Raw genomic sequence first — 24,512 nt, 5'->3', positions numbered from 1 at the left:
GCGGCTGCCTGTGGTTATGGGTCCCGGGTCAAGCCTGGGACGACAGCCAGTGCAAGGAGCCGCCGTCGCACAACAATGTCTAACAGCGACGATCGGCCCCGCAGCCACAACAAGCGAGCTACATCGCCCGCCCGATCACCACGCCCTCGTTCCCCCGCAGATCCAGCGTGCCGTCGATGCGCTCGCCGTCGCGGTCGAGCCAGGTCGAGAGCAGGATCGCGCCGGCGAGGCCGTTGCCTTCAGTGGCGATCGAGACCGGCTCATCGCCGAGATTGAGCGCGATGGTGAGAACCTCGCCGTCGCCCTCGCGGCGATACAGCAGCAGGTCGCCCTGCGCCGCGATGGGCCGGTAGCTGCCGGTGACGAGCACGCGGTGCGTTTTCCGCAAGCGAATGAGCGCACGGTAGAGATTGAGGATCGAGCGCCGATCAGCAGTGAGATTGACGACGTTCTCGTGCGTAAAGTCATCCGCCACCGGCAACCACGGTGACGCATTCGTGAAGCCTGCCCCCGGCAACGCGCTCCACTGCATCGGGGTGCGGCAGCCGTCGCGGCCGACGCCGATGCCGGGGACGTTCCTCTCGAAGGGGTCGCGCACCTGCTCAGGCGCGATCGGCACCTGATGCATGCCGATCTCGTCGCCGTAATAAAGCGTCGGCGTGCCGCGCAGGGTCAACAGCAGCATCGCCGCGACCCGCGCCTGCTCAGGCCCGACCCGGCTCGCCACCCGTGGCCGGTCGTGATTGCCAAGGACCCAGTTGGGCCAGGCGCCAGCCGGCAATGCCGCCTCGTAGCCGGCGATGATGGCTTCGATCTCGCGCGCGTGCCATGGCGCCGACAGCAGCGCGAAATTGAACGGCAAATGCGCGCCGCCGAGATCCTTACCGTAATAGGTCATCAGCCGTTCGAGCGGCAGGTAGATCTCGCCGATCAGCACGCGATCCTCGAATTCGTCGACGACGGCGCGCATCTCGGCCACGACCTCGTGCACCTCCGGCTGATCGGCGGAGTAGCGCGAGATGATCTGCTCATGCGGCGGCCGGCCGCCGTGATAGTCGGGATTGGCCGGATTGTCGCGAAACGCGGCGTCCTTGATCAGGTGCCAGATCACGTCGACGCGGAAGCCATCGACGCCCTTGCGCAGCCAGAACCGCATCACATTGTAGATCGCCGCGCGCACCGCCGGATTGCGCCAGTTCAGGTCCGGCTGCTGCGCCAGGAAGGCGTGGTAGTAGTATTGCCCCGTCTCCTTGTCGAACTGCCAGGCGCTGCCGCCGAACTCCGACAGCCAGTTGTTCGGCGGGCCGCCGCCCGGAGCAGGATCGCGCCAGATGTACCAGTCGCGATGCGGATCGTCGCGCGACTGCCGGGCCTGCAGAAACCACGGATGCTGATCGGAGGTGTGGTTCGGCACGAGGTCGAGGATCAGTTTCAGCCCGCCCTCATGCGCGGCCTTCACCAGCGCATCGAAATCCTCCATCGTGCCGAACAGCGGATCGATGCCGGTGTAGTCGGCGATGTCGTAGCCGAAATCGGCCATCGGCGAGGTGAAGATCGGCGACAGCCAGATCGCATCGACGCCGAGCGTCATCAGATAGGGCAGGCGGTGGATGATGCCGGTGAGGTCGCCGACCCCGTCGCCGTCGCTGTCCTGGAACGAGCGCGGATAGATCTGGTAGAAAATCCCCTCGCGCCACCAGATGCCCTGCTCCGCCATCTCGAACCGCTTTCTGCTTGCAACCGTGCGGCCCAACGCAGGAACAGGCGGCGGGTTCACAAGGCGGTCCCGCGCCGTCCGCCGCGAGACTTTTTCGCTTGGCGCATTGCGAAAAATCGGCATGCTGGCGGCATGAGCGAACAGAACCAGACCAAGGCGAAGGCCGGCGCGATGATCGTGCCCGTCACGCCATTCGAGCAGAACTGCACCATCCTGTGGTGCGAGGCCACGAAGAAGGCGATCGTGATCGATCCCGGCGGCGACGTGCCGAACATCCAGGCGGCGATCGCGCAGGCCAAGGTCACCGTCGAGAAGATCTGGCTGACCCATGGCCACATCGATCACGTCGGCGGCGCCGCCGATCTGCGCGAACAGCTGAAGGTGCCGATCGAGGGCCCTCATATCGCCGACAAGTTCCTGCTCGACAACGTCGTCGAGAGCGGCAAGCGTTTCGGCATCACGGGCGTGCGCGACGTGACGCCGGACCGCTGGCTCGCGGAAGGCGACACCGTCGAGATCGGCGAGCTCGTCTTCGACATCCTGCATTGCCCCGGCCATTCGCCCGGCAGCGTCGTGTTCTTCAACAAGCAGATGCGTTTCGCCCATGTCGGCGACGTGTTGTTCAACGGCTCGGTCGGCCGCACCGACCTGCCCGGCGGCAGCCATGAGACGCTGATCAGCTCGATCAAGGACAAGCTGCTGCCGCTCGGCGACGACGTCGGCTTCATCTGCGGCCACGGCGCCGGCTCGAGCTTCGGCCAGGAGCGGATGACCAACCCGTTCCTCACCGGGATGGCGTAAACTCGAGCGAGTTCATTCCGCCAATCGTTGGCGCTTCACCTCTCCCGAACGGGCTAGCGTAAGCACTCATCCGCTGCGACGGACGTTACCTCGCCCCGCCAGGGCGAAGCGAAGCTTCGCTAGGGCGGGGAGAGGTCGGATTGCATCGAAAGATGCAATCCGGGTGAGGGGGACTCTCCGCGGGGTCGGTGGGTGTGGCTGCCCCTCACCCCAACCCTCTCAGCGCGAGCAAAGCTCGTCGCGGCCCCGTGAAGGACGGGGAGAGGGAGCACACCGTCCGTGCCTTGAAGTGAACGGCTGCCGCTTCGAGATGTTTGCGTACACCGGCCTCCTTCTGCGAGGGGCGAAGGCGCTCGCAACAACCGCTTATTTCAACCCCGCGGCCTTCAGCGCGCGGTCGATCACGGCGGCAACGTCGATGACGCGACGGGGCTTCGCCTGCGGGGATGGCGCCGTGGGAATCGGCGGTGCCTTCACCGCGATGACCGGCGGATCGGCCGGCGTCATGTCGACGGCCTTGGCCACCGTTGGCTTGGCAACGAGCGGCTTCACGTCGGCTGGGGCGTCGGCCGGCGTTGCGCTGAGCGGCTTGATCTCGCCTGGCGCTCCGGTGGAAGGCTCCACCTTGCGCTTCGGCGGCCTCGCCACGCGGTTCGACTTGGCGCGCGCGGGCTTGGCTGGCTTGACGGCCTCGGGCGCTGCCTTGGATTCCGCCGGCTCGGCTGCCTGAGCATCTTCCGGACGGCGCAGCATCTTGGTCAGCACCGGCAATGCTGCGATCGGCGACACCTCGGGAATGAGCTTGGTGCTCGGCGAGGTCACCGCCGGCTTCGGCTGCCGGATCCAGTCGGTCACGCCGAAGAACTTCGCGATCAGATAGGACGACGAGATGCCGGCCTCGAGCAGGAACGGCCCGGCCTTGCCGTAGCGCTTGTCGTTGGCGGCGATTCCGATCGGCGTGCCGTGTGCCATGTTGGTGATGGTGTAGGATTCGACCATCGTCTCGCCGTCGGCATTCCACCACTGCTCATGCGGATAGCCATTGACATCGTTGGCCGCCATCGGCGCCAGCGGCAGATGATGCAGATCGAGCCATTGCTTGACGATCTCGCCCGCATTGCCCGGATGCACGGTGTAGTCGGCGGTGCCGTGCCACACCGAGAGTTTTGGCCATTTGCCATGATGGTTCGAGGCGCGGCGCACGAGGTCGCCGAGTTCGCCTGCGGGCCGCGCCGGCGGCATCCGCATCTGCAGGATGGCGTCGCGCATGTTGCGCGCGGTGCCGAACGGCAGGCCCGCGATGACGGCGCCGGCCGCGAACAGTTCCGGATGCGCCGACAGCATCGCCATCGTCATCGCACCGCCAGCCGAAAGTCCGGTGACGAAGATCCGCCGCTCGTCGATGGCGCAATCGGCCACCATCCGCGCGATCATCTCGCGGATCGACGCCACCTCGCCCTGGCCGCGCGCGATATCCTCGGACTGAAACCAGTTGAAGCAGCGCTGCGGATTGTTGACGCGCTGCTGCTCGGGCATCAAGAGCGCGAAGCCGAAATGCTTCGCCAGCGTCGACCAGCCGGCGCCGAGATCATAGTCGGCCGCGCCCTGTCCGCAGCCATGCAGCACGACCACGAGCGGCAGCAGCGGCTGGCGCTGCGCCGGCACATAGGCGAACATCTTCAGCCGGCCCGGATTGCTGCCGAAGCTCTCGACCTCGACCAGCGGACATTCCGGCGCCGGCCGAGCCGGACGCTGGAGATCACCGAACCCCGTGATGCCCTTCAGCTCGCGCAGCCGTCGCAAATACTCAACATTTTCAGCGAGGGACAACGGCAGCTCCTTGGCAGTCAGGTCTTGGCAGTCAAATCTTGGGCAGTCACGTCTTCAGTTCAGCAGATCAAACTCCACCATCACCCAGATGGTTGCTGCAGTGCAAAAGAAAAAGCCCGCGCAAACGCGGACGCCGGTAATTTGATTGCGAATTTCGGTGTTGCTGCGATCAAAATGCCACGCCGACGCGGCGCTTCACGCAAGGCTCACCAAAATGCGAACCAGACATGCTCGGAATCGCCATGAGGATGAGCGGTGACGCTCGCGCAACTGCTTCGAGCCGATGACTGTGCGGAAAGCCCCTTTCGCGAATCGCAATCTCGATCCGAAGTCTGCGTGCGGATGGCCGATGAGTAAACATCAAATGGCAGGCATGCACCGCCGCCGAATGAGCAGCAACGTGATTGCCTGCGCACGGCGCGCCAATTAGCCTGACGGTCAAGCAACAACGAAATTCCATTCGGGAGAAAACAAAATGGCGCGGCTCAAATTCGGTGCATTCCTCGCTCCGCATCATCCGATCGGCGAGCATCCGATGCTGCAATTCCGCCGCGACCTTGACCTTGTGTCGCAGCTCGACGAGCTCGGCTATGACGAGTTCTGGTGCGGCGAGCATCATTCGAGCGGCTGGGAGATGATTGCCTCGCCCGAGATGTTCCTCGCCGCCGCCGGCGAGCGCACCAAGCGCATCAAGCTCGGCACCGGTGTCATCTCGTTGCCCTATCATCATCCGTTCAACGTCGCGCAGCGCATGGTGCAGCTCGACCACATGACCGGCGGCCGCGCCATCTTCGGCTCCGGTCCCGGTGCGCTCGCCTCCGATGCGCATACCCTGGGCATCGATCCGATGACGCAACGCGACCGCCAGGACGAGGCGATCGCGGTCATCCGACGCCTGTTCAATGGCGAACGCGTCACCGCCAAGAGCGACTGGTTCACGATGAACGACGCGGCGTTGCAGATCCTGCCCTTGCAGGAGGAGATGCCGTTCGTAGTGGCCTCGCAGATCTCGCCGTCGGGCATGACGCTCGCCGGCAAATACGGCATCGGCATCATCTCGCTCGGCTCGATGTCGACGCAGGGCCTGATGGCGCTGCCGCAGCAATGGGAGTTCGCCGAGGACGCGGCGAAGAAGCATGGCACCACGGTGAGCCGCGCCAATTGGCGCGTGCTGTTGTCCTGGCACATTGCCGAGACCCGCGAGCAGGCGCGCCGCGAAGCCGGCGCCGGACTGATGCGCTGGCACAACGAGTATAATGTCGGCACATTGATGCGGCCGGGCCTGAAGGCCTTCTCCTCGCCCGATGAAGCCGTCGATAAGACCGCCTTTGTGGAGGGCGCGGCCTCGACGATCGGCACGCCCGACGATCTCGTCAAGACGATCAAGAACCTGATGCAGGTGTCGGGCGGCGTCGGCACCATCATCGGCTTCGTGCACGACTGGGCCAATCCGGAGAACACGCGGCGCAGCTGGGACATGGTCGCGCGCTACGTGGTGCCGGAGATCAACGGCTACATCGACGGCCTGCGCCGCTCGCAAAAATTCGTCATCGAGAACCGCGCCATCTTCGAGCGCGCCGGCCAGGCCGTGATGGCCAAGATCATGGACAACGACAAGGCGGCCGCGGCGCTGTCGCAGACGGGACCGGGCCGCGTCGCGATTCCCGCGGTGAATGCGCCGGACCTGCAGGAAGCGGCGAAGCGACGAGGGTAGCAGCAAGCCGCGTCTGCGATCGCATCATACCCCGTCATTCCGGGGCAATCGTCAATGCGCGGAAGCGCGTTGGCGATTGAACCCGGAATCCCGAGATGGTCGAACACTCGCAAGCCAACATCGAGATTCCGGGTTCAAGGCCTGCGGCCTTGCCCCGGAATGACGGTGGTCGTGGTGGGCAAGCTGCGCGGTTGCGTAGAGCGGCGTGACTACCTCACCGCGGCGACCAGCCGCTCGCACTCGGCGAGGGTCGCGATCTGCTTCAGGGTCTCGCGCAGGGCCGGCAGGTCGACCGGCTTCTGGAATTGCGGATAGACGACCAGGCCGAGCACGGTGGCGAGCCGGACATGCTCCTCGCGGGTGCCGTCCTCGGCGCCGCTGATGAAGATCACGGGGGTCCGGATCTTCAGTTCATTGAGCAGCAGCAGGATGTCGGCGCCGCAGCGGTCGCCCAACGACAGGTCCAGCGTGATGCAGTCGAATGTCTTCTCACGCAGCTCGGCGGCGGCGGCCTCGACCGAGGTCACGCAGGTCGCTTCATAGCCGCATTGCGCGGCGATCTTGCGCAAGATCGAGAGATGCACCTCGGCATCCTCGATCACCAGCAACTGATTGCTCATGGTCCTGCCCTCGCTGTTGGCCAGACGTCCCGGTCTGGCCGTCTCTAGAGAACAGCGGTGGCCGCGAGGTAAAGATTGGTCTCCGTAGATCTACGGACCCCGACAATCGGCGCCGAGGCCAAGTCGATCGCGGCCTTGGAGATGATCTGCTTCACGCGATCGGCAGCAGCCTCGGCGCTGATCATGGGCCGATCTCGGATGATCGGCATGGATGAATTGGCGTAGAGGCCACGGACGAACAACGCCCGCCGTCGCGCCGACTTGATACACCGTCCGTGGAGTTAACACTGTTTCGACGGGAAAACGATTCCCTCAGCGCAGCCCGTCCTTGAACGCCTGCGCGTTCCAGGTCCGCGTCTCGCCGCGAATGTCGCCGTATGCCCCGCGCTCGACGTCGACCACCGGAGGCTCCCCCGCCTTGACGCTCACCCATATCCCGACATCGCCGACCTGAAGCCACCAGGCATGGTCGTCCATCTGCTCGAGGTGGAGCCAATCGTCGACGACGAGTTCATCGAAGATTCCCTGGTTCTGAAGCTCGACGCTTCGGCCGTCGTCACGAACCGCACGAACGCGCCACCGTCGGCCAGGGCGGTTCGCTCCGACATCGGCCTCGACCGCGTGTTGCCGCTTCAACGCTCCCCACAGCCGTCGCATCGAGGCCAACATCTTGAAATCCTCCGTCAGCCAGTGACGTTCAACGCCGTCTCCTCACATCGGATGTCGTCCCGGGCAAGCCCCCGGCGGCGTGTCGGGCTCGCAACACCGCGAACTTTTTCGCTGGGCCGCGCGCGCTGCGATTGCGGCGCCGGCTGCAACTGCCGATGGTGTGCCACAGGTGTCAAATCGACGTCGGATACCGGGGGAAGTGATGGCGAAATCTGTAGTGGCGGGCATTGCGGCTGCGCTGGCGGCGACCGCGCTCGCAGGATCTGCGCTGGCGGCCGACCTGCCGGTCAAGGCGCCGCCAGTCGTGGCCGCGCCGTCATGGACCGGCGTCTACGCCGGCGTGTCGGTTGGCGCCCGCTGGGCGGACAATGACTGGCGCACCAGCGACATCGCCCCGAACTTTGCCGGCGTATTCGTGCCGACGGCCGGCACCAGCGGCGCGATGGACAGCGTCGCGGCCCGGTTCGGCGGCTATCTCGGCGTCAATTGGCAGTTCGCGCCGTCATGGGTCGCCGGCGTTGAGGGCGACTTCGGCTGGGCCGACAACAACAAGACGGCAAATGCCCTGCCAGGAACCGCCGGGCTGTTCTTCGGCGCGCCGCTGGTCGGGCTGCCGGCAGGCTCCGTGAAGGGCACCTGGGACGGCAGTTTGCGCGCCCGGCTCGGCTATCTGGTCGCGCCTGATACGCTGATCTACGGCAGCGGCGGCGTGGCGTGGCAGCGCGTTGAGCTGAGCGCCAGTTGCACCGTCGTTCCCGGCAACGCGTTCTGCCTCGGCATTCCACACAACGACACCTTCGCCTCGACCCGGGTCGGCTGGACCGTGGGCGGTGGCGTCGAGCACATGATCGGCGGCCACTGGGTCGTGCGTGCCGACTATCGCTACGCCGACTTTGGCACCTGGACCCAGCCCGTCTTCGTCGCCGGCGGCGTCGGTGTCGGCTTCGACGACCGCTTCACCGCGCATGTGACGACGCGAACCCATACGGCGACGGTCGGCCTCGCCTACAAGTTCTGACGTCGAATGTAGGGCTGAGCAAAGCAGCCGCCGCAGGCGGCCGCGTGCGCACCATAGATCGGCGAACTCATCAGCAAGATGGTGGGCACGGGCCACTGTAGGCGAGCCCGTGGAGAGATCAGCGGCTCGCCTTTACCCACCCTAAGGCGGGTGATGCGCGGCGAAATCAACTAAGACTTGCCAACATTGGTCGCAGTCTGACGTCTGAATCTCGAAGCGCCGGCAGCCGCCGTGGCAGACATCGGCGATCGGGTGTCACCAGGATTTTCTTAACCCTGTCCTGCCATGCTCGCGGCCGATCGCGCACGGTCTGCCATGGACCGCTCGCGCATCGGATGCGTCAGGCAGCCCGCCGTCTCGGCCCGGCGGGCTTTGTCGTGGGAAAGGTCGCCAATGTCACTCTCCTCAGCCAAGAACTACGCGCTGCGCGCCGAAAGATCGCAGGATCCCAAGGAGGCCGCCGACCTCTTGGCCAAGGCGATCCTGGAGCTGGCGGCCTCGATCGAGGCAACCGACGCCAAGGTGAAGAAGATCAACAAGTCGGCCGGATGATTGCATTTGCGCCGGAGCGGGCGGCGTATTCAAACAGCGAGACGGCCTCGCGTCGCTGATGATCACCGATGCCGCGGGTCGTTCGCCCGTGTAAGGCTGCCGGCGCCCGCTACGCCCGACGGGCGAATCAGGACCAGCGAAGCGCCTTGGAAAGCGCGACACGGCATCCCGCTCGCCTGTCGACGCTCCGGTGAACGCCGTTCGACGTGTGCGCCGAAAATCTGATTTCGTCAGCCCGCTCAATCGCATCACCTCTGTCCAGTCCTCCGTGCAAAAATATTCTTCTTCCGTTTTTCAGAATATCGCCTATCGTCACGCCATCCCGTCCCGATGAGAGGGGCGCATCGCGATCGTCACGACACGCGGGGGGGGATGCGGTGGCTGCGAGTTTGCTGCAGCGGGCCTTGCGCTCGCCGACGAACGGCAGGCTTGCGGACGTGAAGACGCGTGGTCCTGGCGCCCCGATGCTGGCGTCAAGCTCTGTGGTCATGATGAGCCGGAGAGTGACGGTGGCTAACAAGCCGGACACCGGGGAGATCGCGACATAAGCGTGAAAACCATCGCGCGGGGAATGCCGGGTGATTTCGGCTGAACCTGTGGTGACTGCCGCCTGCTTTTTTGTTGCAGGCGGGCCATGGGTGCGGCCAGCGCCCGGCATTCCCCGCGCCCTCTCATCTTGCGAGGGCGGAAAATTCCATCCCTCGGACGCATCACCGCGCCGCGAGAACGCAGCGGCGTGCGATGCAGCACAATTGAACGGCCATGAGTCACCTGAGCGTATTGCATCGGCGCTGCAACCGCATTTCAATGCCGGTGACGATGTGCCCCGCGTGCCGCTAGCCGACGCTGCCGTCGGAGCGCCGCAAATCTTTCCCACCTGATGGAGACCCGCGATGTCGATGCAGAACGTGGCCTCTGACGCCTTCATGCTGAACGCGCCCCGCCGCAACACGCTGACCCATATTCCCGGCGACGAGGGCTGGCCGATCATCGGCAAGACCTTCGAGGTGCTCGCCGATCCCAAGGGGCATGTCGAGCGCAACGCGCGGAAATTCGGTCCGGTCTATCGCAGCAACATGTTCGGCGACGTCAATGTCGTGCTGCTCGGCCCCGAGGCCAACGAGCTCGTGCTGTTTGACCAGACCAAGCTGTTCTCCTCGGCGCATGGCTGGGGCCGCATCCTCAATCTGCTGTTCCCGCGCGGCCTGATGCTGCTCGATTTCGAGGAGCACCGGATGCACCGCAAGGCGCTGTCGGTTGCCTTCAAGGCCGGGCCGATGAAGTCCTACCTCGCCGGGCTCGACCGCGGCATCGCCGCGCGCATCGCGCAATGGAAGCAAAATCCCGGCGAGATGCTGTTCTATCCCGCGATCAAGCAGCTCACGCTCGATCTCGCCGCGACATCCTTTCTCGGCACCGAGATCGGGCCGGAGGTCGACGCGATCAACCGCGCCTTCGTCGACATGGTCGCGGCCTCGGTGGCGCCGATCCGCAAGCCGCTGCCGGGCACGCAGATGGCGCGCGGCGTCAAGGGCCGCCAGCGCATCGTGGCCTATTTCTCCGAGCAGATTCCGCTGCGGCGGGCCAGGGGCGACGGCGACGATCTGTTCTCGCATCTCTGCCGCGCGACCGACGATCAAGGCGCGCTGCTGTCGACGCAGGACATCGTCGGCCACATGAGCTTCCTGATGATGGCCGCGCACGACACGCTGACCTCGTCGATCACCTCCTTCGTCGCTCAGCTCGCCGCCCACCCCGAATGGCAGCAGCGGCTGCGCGACGAGGTCGCAAGCCTCGGCCTCGCCGCGGGCGATCCGATGAGCTCAGAGCATCTGGAGAAGATGAAGCTGACGGAGATGGCGTTCCAGGAGACGCTGCGGCTGATGCCGCCGGTGCCCTCGCTGCCGCGCCGTGCTGTCAGGGACTTCACCTTCAAGGGTTTTGCGATTCCCGCCGGCACCGGCGTCGGCATCAATCCGATGTACACCCATCATATGCCGGAGATCTGGCCCGATCCCGAGCGCTTCGATCCGATGCGCTTCACCGACGAAGCGCAGCGCGGCCGTCACCGCTTCGCCTGGGTGCCGTTCGGCGGCGGCGCCCATATGTGCCTCGGCCTGCACTTCGCCTACATGCAGGTGAAGTGCTTCGCGCGGCACTTCCTGGCCAATGTCGAAGTGTCGTTCGCGCCGGGCTATCAGCCCAACTGGCAGGTCTGGCCGATCCCGAAGCCGCGTGACGGGCTGAAGGTGCAGTTGAAGGCGGTGTGAGCGCAATGTGCCGTGGTCGGCGGAGTCAGTTTTCCACGAGCCCCGCGTGTCGCCACGACCAGTGAGAGCTATTAGTTACTCGTCATGCCCGGGCTTGTCCCGGGCATCCACGTCTTTCCCAGCACGTCGGACTACGTGGATGGCCGGGACAAGCCCGGCCATGACGGCGTGGAGAGATCCGGGCAATCGCCGCATTGTGCGTCGACCGTCAGAGAACACCCCAAGACGTCGTCCTCTACTCCACCGCATCGCCCAGCAGCTTGCGCATGGCGGCGTAGCCCTGCTGCTGCTGGCTCCAGTTGCGGCCGCCGGTGATGCCGCCGTCGACGACGAGATCATGGCCGTTGATGAAGCTCGATTCGTCGCTGGCGAGAAACACCGCCGCGTGGGCGATGTCGTCGGTCACGCCGGCGCGCGGGATCGGCTGCGCGGTGGCATAGGCGGTGCGGACCGTCTCCGGCGTCTTCTCGGCCGCCTCCGTCGACAGGCCGAGCGCCTTGCCGAAGATGCCGGTCGCGATCAGGCCGGGCGAGATCGAGTTGACGCGCACGCCGGATTCGCCGAGCTCCATCGCGACGCATTTCGTCAGATGAATCACGGCGGCCTTCGCCGTGCTGTACACCACCGAGGTCGAGTAGCCCGCGAGCCGTCCCGCGATCGAGCCGTTGTTGATGATGCTGCCCGCACCCTGCCGCTTCATGTGAGGCGCGGCGTATTTCATGCCCAGCATGACGCTGCGCACCAGCACCGCCATCGCCTGGTCGAACCGGCCGGCATCGAGGCCTTCGATGCCGCCGGTCTGCGCCGGACCGCCCGCATTGTTGAACAGGCAGTCGAGCCGGCCGAAGCGATCGACGGCGAGATCGATCAGCGCGCGCATCTGCTCGTCGACCGTGACGTCGGTCTGCCGGAACACGCAATTGGCGCCGAGACGGCTTGCCAGCGCCTCGCCTTCGGCACTGCGCCGTCCGGCGATGACGACCTTGGCGCCTTCGGCGACGAAGACTTCCGCGGTCCGCAAGCCGATGCCGCTGGTCGCGCCCGTGATCACCGCAACCTTGCCGTCCAACCGTCCCATCGCTCGATCCTTCCCTGTGCAATGCTTGTTGTCGATCGTCGCTTGAAGCGCCGAAGTTCCCACGCGGAACCATCATCCGGTGAGATCAATTGCAACACAAGACGGGCGGCTTCCTTCAACCGGACAAATTACCGCCACGCTCGCCTTAATTTGGTTGCGCGCATCAGGCTGATGGATGTCCATGACGCGACTCATCGACGACATCAAGCGGACCTGGCTCGGCGAGCTGCAGCCATCCCTCGCCTGGAGCTGTGCGTTTGCGGCGATGTGCCTCATGCTCGCCACCGCGTTCCGCTACGGCATGGCGCATCTGCGACCCGACGTGTACTTCACGCCCTATACGCCCGCGGTATTCTTCGCCACGGCGATGGGCGGCTCGGGTGTCGGTATCGCGACAGCGATCCTCGGCGCGGCGCTCGGGCTGGGGCTCGATTTCGGCGGCGGCCCGGTCGATGCGGCGCGGCTTGCGCTGATGGCGATGTATCTCGCCGTCTCGGGCCTGGTGATCTGGGGCGTCACGCATCATCGCAACCTCGCCGGCAAACAGCGCGAGATCGCGCGGCGCCTCACCGAGGAGGAGCAGTATCGCAAGCTCCTGGTCGACGAGCTGCATCACCGGCTCAAGAACAAGACCTCCACCATTCACGCCGTGCTGCATCAGGTGCTGCACGATCAGCCGGAGGTGTGGGGGCGCATCGACCAGCGCATCCGCGCGCTGGCCACCGCCGACGATCTGATCGCGCGCGCCGATGGCCAGGGCTGCGACCTCAAGGATCTCCTGATGTCGGAGCTCGGGCCCTACGGCCATGTGCGCTTCGAGCTGAATGGCGAGCGGCTGTTCCTGCCGGCGAAGCTCGCCGTGAGCCTTGCGCTGATCTTTCACGAGCTGGCGACCAATGCCGGCAAGTACGGCGCCTTCGCTTCGCCGCGCGGCTTCCTGCAGGTGGCCTGGACGATGCAGGACGACCGCCTCAAGCTGACCTGGGACGAAGCCGAGGGCCCGCCGATCGATCAGGTCGGCAAGCCGGGATTCGGCAGCAAGCTGCTGAAGGCGGCATTGTCGGCGTTCGACGGCAAGACCGAGACGACGTTTCTCAAGACCGGCATTCACTGCACGATGCAGTGTCGCGTGCCGGCGAGCTGAGCAGGAGCCGGCCTCGCCTCCGACTTTCGCCGCATGGCCGCGCGCGCGTCTGCAGCGGCGTTGAGGATCCGTTAACGACGACGGGGCACAAAGTCGCGCAATTCCCGACAGTTGGTGCGCGCATTCCGTGTTTCTACGTAGCGCTTAACTAAAATGAAGCGGGAACTTTGCACAATCGGCGCATGTACAGCAGCGACCGTTTCAACTTTTCGCCCGACGCCAAGGACGGGACGGCTTCGACCGAGGCCGAATTGCGCTTCCTGCGCAGCATTCTCAGCCAGCTGCCGTCGGGCGTCACGGTGCAGGACCAGCACGGTCGCTTCCTTCTGGTTAACGACACCGCCGCCGTTCAGCTCGGCGCCGCCGCCAACAGCGTCGACGGCGTGGCGGCACCGCATCTCGACAACAGGCGGTCCGCCTGCCGCGAGATCCTCGGCCGGGGGCGCACCGTGATCACCGAGGAGAAGGTCCCCGGCGAGCGCGGCGCGCAGACCCTGCTGACGGCGCACCGGCCCGTCCGCATCGGCGACCAGCACGTACTGATCTCGAGCTCGGCCGACATCAGCGAGCAGAAGGAGTTCGAGGACCAGCTGTTCCGCGCCGCCTATTATGACGAGCTGACCGGCCTGCCGATGCGCCGCGTCGTCGAGCATCGCGCCGACCATCTGGTCCGGCGCGGCCGCGTCGATGGACGCTTCGCGCTCGCCTTCCTCGATCTCGACAACTTCAAATACATCAACGACTATTACGGCCATGCCACCGGCGACACGCTGCTGGTCGAGTTCGCCAAGCGCATCAGCCGCGATCTGCGTGAGACTGACCTGCTGTCGCGCATCAGCGGCGACGAGTTCCTGCTGCTGCTGCATCCGATCGAGCGCGCCGAGGAGGTCGCCGAATTCCTGCAGGGCCTGCTGCACCGTCTGAGTGCGCCGTTCTTCATCGACGGCGCGGAAGTGTTCGCGGCCGCCTCGGTCGGCGTCAGCCTGTTTCCCGAGCATGGCGCCAGTTACGACGTGCTGCGCCAGAACGCAGACCTCGCGATGTACCGCGTCAAGAACGGCGGCAAGGGCACGCTGGCCTTCTTCTCTAGCGCCATGGAGCACGAGGCGCTTGCGCGCATGAAGGTCGAGCAGTCGCTGCGGCTCGCCATCCTCGAAAAGCGCTTCTGCTGCGCATTCCAGGCCAAGGTCGACATCCGCACCGAGGAGATCAAGGGCATCGAGGCCCTGGTTCGGCTGCGCGACAATGAAGGCGTGATCCAGGCGCCGGGCGCATTCATCAATCTCGCCGTCGAGCTCGGCCTGATCGACGAGCTGGCGCATCTCGTGCTCGGCGAGATCGTCAAGTCGATCGATCTCATCAACGACACGTTCGGTCCCGACGCGACCATCAGCATCAACGTCGCAGCGAAGCAGGCCTCGAACCCGGAATTCATGCAGCCCTTCGCGCGTGCGATCGAGGCGACCGGATTTCCGAAGCGGTTCATGATCGAGGTGACCGAGGACGCCTTCGTGACGCGGAGCCATTTCCAGGACGAGATCGTGCCGCTGCTGCGCGAGATCGGCGTCGGCATCTCGATCGACGATTTCGGCATCGGCTATTCGTCGCTGTCGGCGCTGGCCGACATCACCGCCGACGAGATCAAGATCGACCGCTCCTTCATCACGGACATCCACAAGCGACCGCGCAGCCAGGGCATCCTGCGCGCGATCGAGTCGCTCAGCGAGGCGCTCGGCATGACGGTGATCGCCGAAGGCATCGAGTCGTTCGAGGAACTCGCCTATCTGCAGGCGGCCACCAAGATCCGCTATGCCCAGGGTTACTACTTCTCGCGTCCGATCTTTCTGGAAGAGCTCAAGCCTGCCGCGCCGCTTGCAAGCGAAGCGCGCATCAGCCTCGCCAGTCGCCCTGTGCAGGAAAATCGCCAGGCTTACGCGCGCAGCAGCCGCTATCGGCGATGACATCGTTCGGAGCGAGGAGACGATCAGCACAAAGTATGAGGGCTCCCGGACTGCCTGCCAAAGCGCCTTGACCCGGCCCGCGCCTGCACACTATCAGTTGCAGACAACAGCCGCCGGTAGCTGGGAGGAAGGCTCGTGAAGACGTCACAATTGTTCAAAGGCATTGCTTTATCACTGAGTGCAGCCCTGCTGGCCACCGCGGCCCAGGCCGACGATCTGAAAATCGCTCTCATCTACGGCAAGACCGGCCCGCTCGAAGCCTATGCCAAGCAGACCGAAGCAGGTCTCCGCCTCGGTTTAGAATACGCGACCAAGGGCACCAACATGATCGACGGTCGCAAGATCGTCATCATCACCAAGGACGACCAGGGCAAGCCGGACCTGTCGAAGGCCGCCTTGTCGGAAGCCTATCAGGACGACGGCGCCGACATCGCGATCGGCACGACGTCCTCGGCCGCAGCACTCGCCGACCTGCCGGTCGCCGAGGAGAACAAGAAGATCCTGATCGTCGAGCCGGCGGTGGCCGACCAGATCACCGGCGAGAAGTGGAATCGCTACATCTTCCGCACCGGCCGCAACTCCTCGCAGGACGCGATCTCCAACGCGGTCGCGATCGGCAAGCCCGGCGTGACGGTCGCCACCTTGGCGCAGGATTATGCCTTCGGCCGCGACGGCATCGCGGCGTTCAAAGAGGCGCTGGCCAAGACCGGTGCGACGCTGGCGGCGGAAGAATACGCGCCGACCAACACCACCGATTTCACGGCAGTCGGCCAGCGTCTGTTCGACGCGCTGAAGGACAAGCCTGGCCGCAAATTCATCTGGGTACTCTGGGCCGGCGGCGGCAATCCGCTCGGCAAGCTGCAGGACATGGACCCGAAGCGTTACGGCATCGAGATTTCCTCCGGTGGTAACATCCTCGCGGCGCTCGCGGCCTACAAGCAGCTGCCGGGCATGGAAGGCGCGACCTATTATTATTATGACATTCCCAAGAACCCCGTGAACGACTGGCTGCTGGCCGAGCACCAGAAGCGCTTCAACGCGCCGCCAGACCTGTTCACGGTCGGCGGCTTCTCAGCAGCGATGGCCGTCGTCACCGCCGTGACCAAGGCGAAGTCGACCGATACGGAGAAGCTGATCGCGGCGATGGAGGGCATGGAATTCGACACGCCGAAGGGCAAGATGATCTTCCGCAAAGAGGATCACCAGGCGCTGCAAAGCATGTATCACTTCCGGGTCAAGGTCGACCCGAACCTCGCCTGGGCCGTCAACGAGCCCGTGCGCGAGATCAAGATCGAGGAGATGGACATCCCGATCCGCAACAAGCGCTGAGATCCTGAATCCGTGCCCGGCCCTCGCGCCGGGCACGTCCACTTTGGAAGCCCCTGCAGCCGACGCCATGCCCCTCACTCTCGAAACCCGCGACCTGACCATCCGCTTCGGCGGCCATGTCGCGGTCAACAACGTCAGCTGCAGTTTCCGCCCCGGCGAGCTCACCGCCATCGTCGGCCCCAACGGCGCCGGCAAGACCACCTATTTCAACCTGATCTCCGGCCAGCTGCGTGCATCGTCCGGCTCCATCCTGTTCGACGGCCGTGACATCACCGGCCTGTCGGCACCGCTGCGCACCCGCGCCGGATTGGGACGCGCGTTCCAGCTCACCAACCTGTTCCCCAATCTCAGCGTCGAAGAGAACGTCCGCCTCGCCGTCCAGGCACAGAGCGGGACCCATTACGACCTGCTGCGTCCCTGGATGGCGCGCCGCGACCTGATCGCACGCGCCGATGCGATCCTCGACCAGGTCGCGCTCGGCAGCCGCCGCGGCGTCACTGCGACCACCCTGTCGCATGGCGATCAGCGCAAGCTCGAGGTCGCGTTGATGATGGCGCTGGAGCCGAAGGTCTTCATGTTCGACGAGCCGACCGCCGGCATGAGCATCGACGAGGTTCCGGTCGTGCTCGACCTGATCGCCAGGCTCAAGCAGGACAAGAGCCGGATTATCCTCCTGGTCGAGCACAAGATGGACGTGGTGCGGTCGCTCGCCGACCGCATCATCGTGCTGCATAACGGCCAGCTCGTCGCCGACGGGCCGCCAGCCGAAGTGATCGCCTCGCCGATCGTGCAGGAAGCCTATCTCGGCGTTGCCCCGCGGAGCGCGGCATGAGCGCCATGCTGAAGCTCGCTGATGTCGAGACCTATATCGGCCGCTATCACATCCTGCAGGGCGTCGACTTCGAGGTGCCGGAAGGCCAGACCACGATGCTGCTCGGGCGCAATGGCGCCGGCAAGACCACGACACTGCGCACCATCATGGGCCTGTGGCAGGCCAGGACGGGCACGATTTCGCTGGCAGGCGAGCCGATCGAGAAGCTTTCGACGCCCGACATCGCCCAGCGCGGCGTCGGCTATGTGCCGGAGAGCATGGCGGTGTTCTCCGACCTGACCGTGAAGGAAAACCTGGTGCTGGCGGCACGCAACGGTCCGCTCGACGATGCCCAGCTCGCCTGGATCTTCGGCTTCTTCCCCGCCCTGAAGAAGTTCTGGCTGTCGCGTGCCGGCAGTCTCTCCGGCGGACAGAAGCAGATGCTGTCGATCGCGCGCGCGATCGTCGAGCCGCGCAAGCTGCTCCTGATCGACGAGCCGACCAAGGGACTGGCGCCGGCGATCGTGATGTCGCTGATCGAGTGCCTCAAGGAGATCAAGCGCCGCGGCGCCACCATCCTTCTGGTCGAGCAGAACTTCCACGCCGCGCGCGAGCTCGGCGACCAGGTGCTGGTGATGGACAACGGCACCATCGTCCATCGCGGCGAGATGGCCGCGCTGGCGGCCGACGTCCCGCTGCAGGAGCGCCTGCTCGGCCTGAGCCTGGAGGCGCACCAATGAGCGAGATCGCCGCAACCGACGCGCTGCCGAAGCCGAAGCGCGACATCGCGCCCCTGCTGCTGCCGGTCGCCTTGGCGCTGATGATGATTCCTCTCATCGGCTCGACGAGCTCCTGGATCACCCTGACGGTCGCGAGCTTAGCGATGGGCATGATGATCTTCATCATGGCCTCCGGCCTGACCCTGGTGTTCGGCCTGATGGACGTGCTGAACTTCGGCCACGGCGCCTTCATCGCGGTCGGCGCCTATGCCGCGACGCTGGTGCTGTTGCCGCTGGCGAGCTGGGCGCAGGCGGATTCGCTGCTGACCAACCTCGCCGTGCTCGTTCCGGCCGTCCTGCTGTCGATGGGCGTGACCGGCGCGCTGGGCCTGGTCGTCGAGCGCGTGCTGGTGCTGCCGGTCTATGGCCAGCACCTCAAGCAGATCCTGATGACCACCGGCGGCCTGATCGTCGCCGAGCAGACGCTGTACGCGCTGTTCGGCCCGCAGATCATTCCGATGCCGCTGCCGACGGCGCTACGCGGCTCGTTCATCCTGGGTGACGTCGCGATCTCGAAATACCGGCTGCTGGCGCTGCTCATCGGCCTCGTGATTTTCGTCGCCATCGAACTGGTGCTGAACCGGACCAAGATCGGCCTGCTGATCCGCGCCGGCGTCGAGAACCGCGAGATGGTCGAGGCGCTCGGCTATCGCATCCGCCGCCTGTTCCTCGGCGTATTCATGACCGGCTCGGCGCTGGCGGGTTTCGGCGGCGTGATGTGGGGCCTCTATCGCGAGCAGGTCCATGCCTCGATCGGCGACGAGCTTACGGTGCTCGTGTTCATCGTCGTCATCATCGGCGGCCTCGGCTCGATCACCGGCTGCTTCATCGGCGCGATCCTGGTCGCAATGGTCGCCAATTACGGCGGCTTCCTGTTGCCCAAGCTCGCCCTCGTCTCCAACATCCTGCTGATGGTCGCCGTGCTGATGTGGCGGCCGCGCGGCCTCTATGCGGTGACCAGCCGATGATGATCCTCTCCGGCGATCCGCCGCGCAGCCGCGCACTGTCCATCCTGCTCATCGTCATTGTGCTGGCGCTGCTGGCGACGCCCTTCCTCTTCCCCGGCGCCAAGGCGCTGAACGTGGCCGCCAAGATCTGCATCTTCGCGGCGCTGGTGGCGTCCTACGATCTGCTGCTCGGCTATACCGGCTCGGTGTCGTTCGCGCACACGATGTTCTATGGCATCGGCTCCTATGCGATCGCGATCGCGCTCTATGGGCTGGGCCCGAACTGGACATCGGTCGCCGTCGCGGTGGCCGCGGGACTGCCGCTCGCCCTGCTGCTGGCGCTCGCGATCGGCCTGTTCTCGCTGCGGGTCGAGGCCATCTTCTTTGCGATGATTACGCTTGCGGTCGCCTCGGCCTTCCTGGTGCTGGCGTCGCAATTGTCGTGGCTGACGGGCGGCGAGGATGGTCGCAGCTTTCAGCTGCCCGAGCTGCTGCGGCCAGGCACCGTCTTCATCGGCAAGGAATGGATCGGCTTCCCGATCAACGGACGCATCCTGACCTACTACCTCGTGCTGGTGGCCTGTGCGCTGATGATCCTCGCGCTGCTGCGCGTGGTCAATTCGCCGTTCGGCCGCGTGCTGCAGGCGATCCGGGAAAATCGCTTCCGAGCAGAGGCGCTCGGCTTTCGCACCGTCTTCCATCTGACCTACGCCAACTGCATCGCCGCGATGATTGCGGCCTGTGCGGGCATGCTGAACGCGCTGTGGCTGCGCTATGCCGGCCCGGATACGTCGCTGTCGTTCTCGATCATGCTCGACATCCTCCTGATGGTCGTGATCGGCGGCATGGGCACGATCTATGGCGCGATCATCGGCGCTGCGATCTTCATCCTCGCCCAGAATTACCTTCAGGCGCTGATGGGCGTCGCATCGACCGCCGCCGCCGACGCCGGACTGCCGCTGCTGCCCGGCCTGCTGCATCCCGACCGCTGGCTGCTGTGGCTCGGCCTCCTGTTCATTGCCAGCGTCTACTTCTTCCCGACCGGCGTGGTCGGCCGTCTGCGCTCCAAGCCGGGCGCGCAGCACCGCGCCTGAGATTAATCTTAACAATTCGCGCAACCGCGGCGGCACGGCAGTACCGACACGGTATTCGCGTGCCAAAGCTACCGTTTTCGGCGACCTTTCACGCTCGCCTTAAGCCCCGGATAACCGCGTTTCCTAACCGCTCCGGTACCAGTGCCTTGCTATCAAGCATGCTTGTCGTAAGCCATTTTTGCCAGGTCGATCTATACATGCAGGGCGCAGCAGACACGTCAGGGGCCGGCGCGACGGAGCCGGAACGGGGTGACACGTCGCTCTGGCGCGGCCCGCTGCCATGGCTGGTCGCCTGCGGCACGCTCCTGATCGCGGCCATCGTCATCGGGACGATCGTGATGGCGAACGGCTTCCGATCGAAGGCCGTCGGCAACAGCGAGCGCGAGCTCGAGAATACGGTGCTGCTGCTGAGCCGGCATTTCGCGCAACAATTCGAAGACGCCGAGACGGCGGTGTCGCATGTCATCCGTCGCATGCAGCTCGGATCGATCGGCTCGCCGGAGGCGTTCCGGGCCCGGATGTCGCAGCCCGATATCCAGGCGATGCTGCAGTCGCAGGTCAACGGCCTGTCCTACATGGGCGATCTGACGCTCATCGGCGCTGACGGCAACTTCGTCAACTGGTCGTCGCATGATCCGATGCCCCCGATCAACATCAGCGACCGCCCCTACTTCAAGGATCTTCAAGCCGGCACCCCACGGGACGGCTTCACCATCACGCCGGTCATCAGCCGCGTCACCGGCGGCTGGGCCACCATCGTGGCGTACCGCCTGAGCAACGCCAATGGTGAATTCCTGGGCCTGCTGACGCGCCGCGTCGACCCGCGCGCCTACGAGACGTTCATGGAATCGATCGCGCTGGGAAACAACTCCGCGATCACCCTCTTCCACGCCGATGGCACGGTGCTGGCGCGCTACCCGCACATCGCATCCGCGATGGGTCAGAAGGTCGCGACTGGCGACCTCTATGGCGCGGTCGCCGACGGCCGCGTGCACACCAACGTTCTCAAGAGCCCCTTCGACAATCTCGAAAAGATCATGGCCGGCGCCAAGGTCGGCCGCTTCCCGCTCACGATGACCGTGACCAAGACCGTCGACGACGCGCTGGCGGACTGGCGGTCGCAGATGGTGCTGCTGGTCGGCGCGGCGACGCTCGCGGCCATGACAATCGCCGTCATGTTCAGCCTGATGATCCGCCAGATCGTCCGCCAGAACCGCGCCGCGACGCAGCAGCTCGAGAATGAGAAGCAGCGCGTCGAGACGGCGCTCGACAACATGACGCAGGGCCTGATCTCGTTCGACGCCAATGCCTGCGTCGTGATGTTCAATCAACGCTTCATCGACCTGCTCGGCCTGTCCACCGCGGTGATCGAACCCGGTCTGCATCTCAGCGAGGTCGTCGCTCACTGCAAGGCGCGGGGCTCATTCAACGGAGACGTGACCGATTTCTGCACGGATCTCATCGACAGGGCGGGCACGGGCGCAACACGTCAGATGGTCGTCGAAGGCGCCTCTGGCCGCTTCTTCAACGTCATCGACAAGCCGCTGGCATCGGGCGGCTGGGTGACCACGATCGAGGACATCAGCAAGCATCGCAGGCTGGAGCAGGAGCGCGACCGGAACTACGCGTTCCTGCGCGAGATCATCGATCACATTCCGTCCCACATCCTGGTCAAGGACGTGCGCGACCGCCGCTACCTCCTGGTCAACCGATCGACCGAGAAGGGCTTCGGACTGCCGCGCGAACAGATCGTGGGCCGAACGGTGTTCGACCTGATGCCGAAGACGTCCGCCGAGAAGGTCACAGCCGACGACGATCGCGCCCTCGAGCATGCGGACGGCCTGTTACTCGCCGAGCACCCCTGGCAGACCCCGGCGCTCGGACTGCGCTATATCACGTCCCGCCGCATCGCCATCGCCGACGAGGCGGATCGGCCGCGCTATCTGATCAACGTGATCGAGGACATCACCGAGCAGCGCCTGGCGGACGAGAAGATCGCCCATCTCGCGCATTTCGATGCGCTGACGGAGCTGCCCAACCGCGTGCTGTTCCAGGAGCGGATCGGTCAGGAGCTCGAACGCGCCCGGCACGGCACTTTCTTCGCCCTGCTCTACATCGATGTCGACGAGTTCAAGGGCATCAATGATTCGCTCGGCCACCACGTCGGCGATGAGCTGCTGAAGACCATCGCGCGGCGCATCGAGGGCTGCCTCGCGCCGGAAGACATGGTCGCCCGCCTCGGCGGCGACGAGTTCGCCGTGCTGCTCACGGCCGCCGCGGACCGCGACGAGGTCGTCATCACCGTCAGCGCGATCCTGGAGGCGATCCGCAAGCCCTATCGCTGCCTCGGCCATCAATTGTCGACTGATGCCAGCATCGGCATCGCGCTGGCGCCGCAGGACGGCATTGAACGGGACCAGTTGACGAAGAACGCGGATCTCGCGATGTACGCCGCCAAGGCCGGCGGCCGCCACACCTTCCGCTTCTTCGAGCCGGCGATGGACGAAAGCGCCCGCGCCCGCCTGCAGCTGCAGCAGGACCTGCGCGAGGCGATCACGCAGGACCAGTTCGAGCTGCACTACCAGCCGCTGCTGGGCTTCAGCGAGAACGTCATGACGGGCTGCGAGGCGCTGTTGCGCTGGCGCCATCCGGAGCGCGGCATGGTGCCGCCGCTCGATTTCATCCCGCTGGCCGAGGATACCGGGCTCATCAACGAGATCGGCGACTGGGTGCTGCGCACCGCCTGCGCCGAGGCCGCGCATTGGCCCGAGGACATCCGGCTCGCCGTGAACGTGTCGCCCGTTCAGCTGAAATCGCCGACACTGGCGTTGCGGATCGCCGGCGCGCTCTCGGCCGCCGGCCTCGCTCCGCAGCGGTTGGAGATCGAGATCACCGAGGCTGTGCTGATCAGCGACGACGACGCCGCGCTCGGCATCCTGCATCAGCTGCACGACATGGGCGTGCGCATCGCGCTCGACGATTTCGGCACGGGCTATTCCTCGCTGAGCTATCTGAAGCGGTTCCCGTTCGACAAGATCAAGATCGACCGCTGCTTCGTCAGCGACATCAATGCGGGCAGCTCGTCGGCGATCGTTCAGGCGGTCGTCAGCATCGCCAGCGCCAGCAACATGACCACGACGGCCGAGGGCGTCGAGACCGGTGCCCAGCAGACGGCCCTGCGCCAGCTCGGCTGCACCGAGATGCAGGGCTACCTGTTCAGCGCGCCCAAGCCCGCCGCCGAGCTCCGCAAGCTGTTCGCGCCGGCAGATGCGGCGGAGGATCTGCAAGCCGCGGGCTGACCGGCGCCTCCGCGCAACCTGCCCGGCCCGCGGAGCGCGCAAGAAGCGTTCTGCGCCAAACCGCCTCACGCGGCTCCCGCTGCCAGCACCGTTGGCCGGCGCCGGCAACACCCTATATAGGTCGCATCGGAACCTCGTCAGGTGGCCCATGCAACCCGTTTCCCTGCTGCTCAACGTGCTCTGGATCGTGCTCGGCGGCGCCTATATGGCGTTTGGCTGGCTGGTCGCCGCGGTCGTCATGGCCATCACCATCGTCGGCCTGCCCTGGGCGCGCGCCGCCTTCAACATCGCCGCCTATACGCTGTTGCCGTTCGGCTCGCGCGCGGTCCGGCGCGACGAACTGACGGGGATCGAGGATGTCGGCACCGGGCTGCTCGGCCTGCTCGGGAACATCATCTGGTTCGTCCTGGCCGGCTGGTGGCTCGCCTTGGGCCACCTGCTCACCGCGATCGCCCTGGCGGTCACCATCATCGGCCTGCCGTTCGCCTGGGCGCATCTGAAGCTCGCCGGCCTCGCGCTGTGGCCGATCGGCAAGACCATCGTCCCGGCCTGAGTCGCAATTTCCGGCCGGCCATCACCGGAAGACCGTTCAAGCCCGTTGCCGACCCCCGGCCAATCGGCTAAACCGTCCCGCACGCACCCGTAGCTCAGCTGGATAGAGCGTTGCCCTCCGAAGGCAAAGGTCACACGTTCGAATCGTGTCGGGTGCGCCATTTCGGGACCAATCAGAACAAAACTGCGAACATTGTGCCCGAGCTTTTCAGGCCAGCATCGTCGCCGCAGGCTAAAGCCACCCGCTAGAACAAACTGATGAACGCAGCCGGCCCCAACAGCGCCGGAGATGTGTTTCGGCGCGGGGCTTGGACTCCGATCGGAGCT

At 65.4% G+C, this 24,512-nt stretch carries 21 protein-coding genes and 1 tRNA gene; 15 read left to right on the top strand and 7 right to left on the bottom strand.

Annotated elements, in window-relative coordinates; translation table 11 throughout:
* Positions 1–118: 118 nt before the first annotated feature.
* Positions 119–1,717, bottom strand: a complete 1,599-nt coding sequence (locus tag ACQR0Z_RS01825) for an alpha-amylase family glycosyl hydrolase (protein ID WP_434917495.1) — start codon at positions 1,715–1,717, stop codon at positions 119–121.
* A gap of 132 nt (positions 1,718–1,849) precedes the next feature.
* Here ACQR0Z_RS01825 and ACQR0Z_RS01820 point away from each other — a divergent pair, with 132 nt between their 5' ends.
* Positions 1,850–2,518 (top strand): MBL fold metallo-hydrolase, encoded by a 669-nt coding sequence (locus tag ACQR0Z_RS01820; protein ID WP_434876211.1) that lies wholly within the window; start codon positions 1,850–1,852, stop codon positions 2,516–2,518.
* 366 nt (positions 2,519–2,884) lie between these two features.
* On the opposite strand, the gene ACQR0Z_RS01815 is transcribed toward ACQR0Z_RS01820, so the two are convergent.
* Positions 2,885–4,348 carry an extracellular catalytic domain type 1 short-chain-length polyhydroxyalkanoate depolymerase gene (locus ACQR0Z_RS01815; protein WP_434917494.1) on the bottom strand — a complete coding sequence of 488 codons (1,464 nt, stop codon included), beginning with the start codon at positions 4,346–4,348 and terminating at the stop codon, positions 2,885–2,887.
* 475 nt (positions 4,349–4,823) lie between these two features.
* On the opposite strand from ACQR0Z_RS01815, the gene ACQR0Z_RS01810 reads away from it, so the two are divergent.
* Entirely contained in the window at positions 4,824–6,062 is a 1,239-nt protein-coding gene (locus ACQR0Z_RS01810) for an LLM class flavin-dependent oxidoreductase (RefSeq protein ID WP_434917493.1), read from the top strand.
* 209 nt (positions 6,063–6,271) lie between these two features.
* Here ACQR0Z_RS01810 and ACQR0Z_RS01805 read toward each other — a convergent pair whose 3' ends face one another.
* The 3 genes from ACQR0Z_RS01805 to ACQR0Z_RS01795 form a co-directional block, all read right to left on the bottom strand.
* Entirely contained in the window at positions 6,272–6,682 is a 411-nt protein-coding gene (locus ACQR0Z_RS01805) for a response regulator (protein WP_434858185.1), read from the bottom strand.
* Positions 6,683–6,726: 44 nt separating this feature from the next.
* A complete protein-coding gene (locus ACQR0Z_RS01800; protein WP_434858184.1) occupies positions 6,727–6,867 on the bottom strand; it encodes a hypothetical protein in 141 nt (46 codons plus the stop codon).
* Between the two features lie 127 nt (positions 6,868–6,994).
* Positions 6,995–7,351 (bottom strand): hypothetical protein, encoded by a 357-nt coding sequence (locus tag ACQR0Z_RS01795; RefSeq protein ID WP_434858183.1) that lies wholly within the window; start codon positions 7,349–7,351, stop codon positions 6,995–6,997.
* Between the two features lie 202 nt (positions 7,352–7,553).
* Here ACQR0Z_RS01795 and ACQR0Z_RS01790 point away from each other — a divergent pair, with 202 nt between their 5' ends.
* Complete coding sequence (locus ACQR0Z_RS01790; RefSeq protein ID WP_434917492.1) at positions 7,554–8,369, top strand: outer membrane protein; 816 nt, start codon at positions 7,554–7,556, stop codon at positions 8,367–8,369.
* A gap of 393 nt (positions 8,370–8,762) precedes the next feature.
* Positions 8,763–8,921: a hypothetical protein gene (locus ACQR0Z_RS01785; protein WP_011923716.1), complete on the top strand. Its 159-nt coding sequence runs from the start codon at positions 8,763–8,765 to the stop codon at positions 8,919–8,921.
* Positions 8,922–9,048: 127 nt separating this feature from the next.
* On the opposite strand, the gene ACQR0Z_RS01780 is transcribed toward ACQR0Z_RS01785, so the two are convergent.
* Positions 9,049–9,579, bottom strand: a complete 531-nt coding sequence (locus ACQR0Z_RS01780) for a hypothetical protein (RefSeq protein WP_434917491.1) — start codon at positions 9,577–9,579, stop codon at positions 9,049–9,051.
* Between the two features lie 235 nt (positions 9,580–9,814).
* On the opposite strand from ACQR0Z_RS01780, the gene ACQR0Z_RS01775 reads away from it, so the two are divergent.
* Positions 9,815–11,191 carry a cytochrome P450 gene (locus ACQR0Z_RS01775; protein WP_434917490.1) on the top strand — a complete coding sequence of 459 codons (1,377 nt, stop codon included), beginning with the start codon at positions 9,815–9,817 and terminating at the stop codon, positions 11,189–11,191.
* A 235-nt stretch (positions 11,192–11,426) separates the two neighbouring features.
* On the opposite strand, the gene ACQR0Z_RS01770 is transcribed toward ACQR0Z_RS01775, so the two are convergent.
* Entirely contained in the window at positions 11,427–12,269 is an 843-nt protein-coding gene (locus tag ACQR0Z_RS01770) for an SDR family NAD(P)-dependent oxidoreductase (RefSeq protein WP_434917489.1), read from the bottom strand.
* 175 nt (positions 12,270–12,444) lie between these two features.
* On the opposite strand from ACQR0Z_RS01770, the gene ACQR0Z_RS01765 reads away from it, so the two are divergent.
* The 10 genes from ACQR0Z_RS01765 to ACQR0Z_RS01720 all read left to right on the top strand — a co-directional run bounded on the left by ACQR0Z_RS01765 (position 12,445) and on the right by ACQR0Z_RS01720 (position 24,346).
* Entirely contained in the window at positions 12,445–13,413 is a 969-nt protein-coding gene (locus tag ACQR0Z_RS01765; protein ID WP_434917488.1) for a sensor histidine kinase, read from the top strand.
* Between the two features lie 182 nt (positions 13,414–13,595).
* Positions 13,596–15,374, top strand: a complete 1,779-nt coding sequence (locus tag ACQR0Z_RS01760) for a putative bifunctional diguanylate cyclase/phosphodiesterase (protein ID WP_434917487.1) — start codon at positions 13,596–13,598, stop codon at positions 15,372–15,374.
* Positions 15,375–15,509: 135 nt separating this feature from the next.
* Complete coding sequence (locus ACQR0Z_RS01755) at positions 15,510–16,703, top strand: substrate-binding domain-containing protein (protein WP_434917486.1); 1,194 nt, start codon at positions 15,510–15,512, stop codon at positions 16,701–16,703.
* A 67-nt stretch (positions 16,704–16,770) separates the two neighbouring features.
* Positions 16,771–17,535: an ABC transporter ATP-binding protein gene (locus tag ACQR0Z_RS01750; protein WP_434917485.1), complete on the top strand. Its 765-nt coding sequence runs from the start codon at positions 16,771–16,773 to the stop codon at positions 17,533–17,535.
* Entirely contained in the window at positions 17,532–18,254 is a 723-nt protein-coding gene (locus tag ACQR0Z_RS01745) for an ABC transporter ATP-binding protein (protein ID WP_434917484.1), read from the top strand. Before ACQR0Z_RS01750 ends, ACQR0Z_RS01745 begins: the two co-directional genes overlap by 4 nt.
* Positions 18,251–19,261, top strand: a complete 1,011-nt coding sequence (locus tag ACQR0Z_RS01740) for a branched-chain amino acid ABC transporter permease (protein ID WP_434917483.1) — start codon at positions 18,251–18,253, stop codon at positions 19,259–19,261. Before ACQR0Z_RS01745 ends, ACQR0Z_RS01740 begins: the two co-directional genes overlap by 4 nt.
* The gene (locus ACQR0Z_RS01735) at positions 19,258–20,334 is read left to right on the top strand and encodes a branched-chain amino acid ABC transporter permease (RefSeq protein WP_434917482.1); all 1,077 of its coding nucleotides are present in this window, start codon (positions 19,258–19,260) and stop codon (positions 20,332–20,334) included. Before ACQR0Z_RS01740 ends, ACQR0Z_RS01735 begins: the two co-directional genes overlap by 4 nt.
* A gap of 158 nt (positions 20,335–20,492) precedes the next feature.
* Positions 20,493–23,633: a bifunctional diguanylate cyclase/phosphodiesterase gene (locus tag ACQR0Z_RS01730; RefSeq protein WP_434917481.1), complete on the top strand. Its 3,141-nt coding sequence runs from the start codon at positions 20,493–20,495 to the stop codon at positions 23,631–23,633.
* A 148-nt stretch (positions 23,634–23,781) separates the two neighbouring features.
* Positions 23,782–24,186 carry a YccF domain-containing protein gene (locus ACQR0Z_RS01725; RefSeq protein ID WP_434858170.1) on the top strand — a complete coding sequence of 135 codons (405 nt, stop codon included), beginning with the start codon at positions 23,782–23,784 and terminating at the stop codon, positions 24,184–24,186.
* Positions 24,187–24,269: 83 nt separating this feature from the next.
* Positions 24,270–24,346: transfer RNA gene (locus tag ACQR0Z_RS01720), tRNA-Arg, on the top strand.
* Positions 24,347–24,512: the final 166 nt, after the last annotated feature.

The organism is Bradyrhizobium sp. HKCCYLS3077, assembly GCF_051167555.1.
Lineage (GTDB): Bacteria > Pseudomonadota > Alphaproteobacteria > Rhizobiales > Xanthobacteraceae > Bradyrhizobium.
Note: the sequence above shows the minus strand (reverse complement) of the source record. Positions and strands in the feature narration are given on the sequence as shown.

Coding starts and splice junctions, on each gene's coding strand:
- ACQR0Z_RS01770 (WP_434917489.1), bottom strand. CDS start 12,269: ATGGGACGGTTGGACGGCAAGGTTGCGGTGATCACGGGCGCGACCAGC.
- ACQR0Z_RS01745 (WP_434917484.1), top strand. CDS start 17,532: ATGAGCGCCATGCTGAAGCTCGCTGATGTCGAGACCTATATCGGCCGC.
- ACQR0Z_RS01775 (WP_434917490.1), top strand. CDS start 9,815: ATGTCGATGCAGAACGTGGCCTCTGACGCCTTCATGCTGAACGCGCCC.
- ACQR0Z_RS01725 (WP_434858170.1), top strand. CDS start 23,782: ATGCAACCCGTTTCCCTGCTGCTCAACGTGCTCTGGATCGTGCTCGGC.
- ACQR0Z_RS01820 (WP_434876211.1), top strand. CDS start 1,850: ATGAGCGAACAGAACCAGACCAAGGCGAAGGCCGGCGCGATGATCGTG.
- ACQR0Z_RS01730 (WP_434917481.1), top strand. CDS start 20,493: ATGCTTGTCGTAAGCCATTTTTGCCAGGTCGATCTATACATGCAGGGC.
- ACQR0Z_RS01785 (WP_011923716.1), top strand. CDS start 8,763: ATGTCACTCTCCTCAGCCAAGAACTACGCGCTGCGCGCCGAAAGATCG.
- ACQR0Z_RS01800 (WP_434858184.1), bottom strand. CDS start 6,867: ATGATCAGCGCCGAGGCTGCTGCCGATCGCGTGAAGCAGATCATCTCC.
- ACQR0Z_RS01740 (WP_434917483.1), top strand. CDS start 18,251: ATGAGCGAGATCGCCGCAACCGACGCGCTGCCGAAGCCGAAGCGCGAC.
- ACQR0Z_RS01735 (WP_434917482.1), top strand. CDS start 19,258: ATGATGATCCTCTCCGGCGATCCGCCGCGCAGCCGCGCACTGTCCATC.
- ACQR0Z_RS01750 (WP_434917485.1), top strand. CDS start 16,771: ATGCCCCTCACTCTCGAAACCCGCGACCTGACCATCCGCTTCGGCGGC.
- ACQR0Z_RS01805 (WP_434858185.1), bottom strand. CDS start 6,682: ATGAGCAATCAGTTGCTGGTGATCGAGGATGCCGAGGTGCATCTCTCG.
- ACQR0Z_RS01795 (WP_434858183.1), bottom strand. CDS start 7,351: ATGTTGGCCTCGATGCGACGGCTGTGGGGAGCGTTGAAGCGGCAACAC.
- ACQR0Z_RS01825 (WP_434917495.1), bottom strand. CDS start 1,717: ATGGCGGAGCAGGGCATCTGGTGGCGCGAGGGGATTTTCTACCAGATC.
- ACQR0Z_RS01780 (WP_434917491.1), bottom strand. CDS start 9,579: ATGCCGGGCGCTGGCCGCACCCATGGCCCGCCTGCAACAAAAAAGCAG.
- ACQR0Z_RS01810 (WP_434917493.1), top strand. CDS start 4,824: ATGGCGCGGCTCAAATTCGGTGCATTCCTCGCTCCGCATCATCCGATC.
- ACQR0Z_RS01790 (WP_434917492.1), top strand. CDS start 7,554: ATGGCGAAATCTGTAGTGGCGGGCATTGCGGCTGCGCTGGCGGCGACC.
- ACQR0Z_RS01765 (WP_434917488.1), top strand. CDS start 12,445: ATGTCCATGACGCGACTCATCGACGACATCAAGCGGACCTGGCTCGGC.
- ACQR0Z_RS01760 (WP_434917487.1), top strand. CDS start 13,596: ATGTACAGCAGCGACCGTTTCAACTTTTCGCCCGACGCCAAGGACGGG.